The following is a 1,419-nucleotide window of genomic DNA, read 5'->3' on the forward strand; positions in this document are numbered from 1 at the left end:
CTAGTAGTACTTCGTTACCTTGAGTGATCTTGCCTGGTGGTGGGCATCTTTGAGGTGTGAAACTGGGGGATGTCGAGCGGCTCCGGGGCGAGTTGGCGGAGTTCGTGGGTGATGTGTTCGGGTCGTTGCCGCGGCAGGATCAGCGCCGGTGGGGTGCGTGTTATCTGCGCGGTCTGATGCTGGACGGGCGGCGTAAGTCGATCCAGCCGATGGCCGAGCGGTTGCCGGACGGGAACATGCAGGCTCTGCAGCAGTTCGTGAGCCAGTCGCCGTGGGATCCGTTGCCGGTTCGGCGGCGGATCGCCCGGCGGCTGTCGGAGATGATCAGACCGCAGGTGTGGGTGATCGACGATGTGTCGTTTCCCAAGTGTGGCCGCGCCTCTGCCGGGGTGGCCCGTCAGTACTGCGGAGCACTCGGGAAGCGGGCAAACTGTCAGGTCGCGGTCAGCGTCCATGCCGCCACCGACACCGCGTCGTGTCCGTTGGACTGGCAGTTGTATCTGCCCCGGGAGTGGACGGACGAGCCGGGCCGCTGCCGCCGGGCCGGCGTCCCCGACGACGTCGTCCACCAGGAGAAATGGCGCCTCGCGCTCGGGCTGCTGGACAACGTGGGCGAGTGGGGGCTGAAAGCCCCGGTCGTGGTCGCGGATGCGGGTTACGGCGTCAGCACCCCCTTCCGCCATGGCCTGGAGGAACGGGGCCTGTCCTACGTGCTGGCACTGACCGGGAAAGAAGTCGCCCACGAGCTGGACATCGAGCCCCACCAGCCGGATTACGGAGGACTGGGCCCACCGACGCTCGCCCGCTACCGGACGACGCCGCGAGCACTTACCGTCCACGCTGCCGAGGCTGCTGCCGCCGACCACTTCGCTGAGGTGGCCTGGCGACAAGGCAGTAAAGGCACGATGACCTCACGGTTCGCGGTGCTGGCCGTTCGCCCGGCGGGCAAGCAGTCCCTGGCCGCCGCCCAAGCGGCAGGCGGCGGACGCAACCAATGGAACGGCGTCCTGCCCCCTTCCACCGTCTTGGTGGAATGGCCTGCGGACCAGGACGGGCCGACGGGTTTCTGGATATCGAACCTGCCGCCCGAGACTCCCGTTGCCGAGCTGGTGCGGTGGGCGAAGATGCGCTGGCGCATCGAACACGACTACCGCGAACTCAAGCACGGCCTGGGCCTGGACCACTTTGAGGGACGCACCTGGCGCGGCTGGCACCACCACGTCACCCTCGTCACCGCCGCCCAGGCATTCCTTACCCTCAGGCGGCTCGACCCAAAAGTCCCCACGCCGGCCTAACCCTTTACCAGGTCCTGGACGTCCTCCAGGACCTGCTGAAGGGCTGGACCGGCACCTGCACCACCTGCAACCGCCCCCTGCCCCGCAACCGGAGTAGACGCAGAACCTAACGAAGCACTACTAG

1 protein-coding gene is annotated in these 1,419 nt (G+C 67.3%); it reads left to right on the forward strand.

Features of this window, described 5'->3' with window-relative positions; genetic code table 11:
- The first annotated feature begins 56 nt into the window (after positions 1-56).
- Positions 57-1,295: an IS701 family transposase gene (locus ABZ622_RS42085; protein WP_360552632.1), complete on the forward strand. Its 1,239-nt coding sequence runs from the start codon at positions 57-59 to the stop codon at positions 1,293-1,295.
- The last annotated feature ends 124 nt before the right edge of the window (positions 1,296-1,419 follow it).

The organism is Streptomyces sp. NPDC007164, from assembly GCF_040634135.1.
Taxonomy (GTDB): Bacteria; Actinomycetota; Actinomycetes; order Streptomycetales; family Streptomycetaceae; genus Streptomyces; species Streptomyces sanglieri.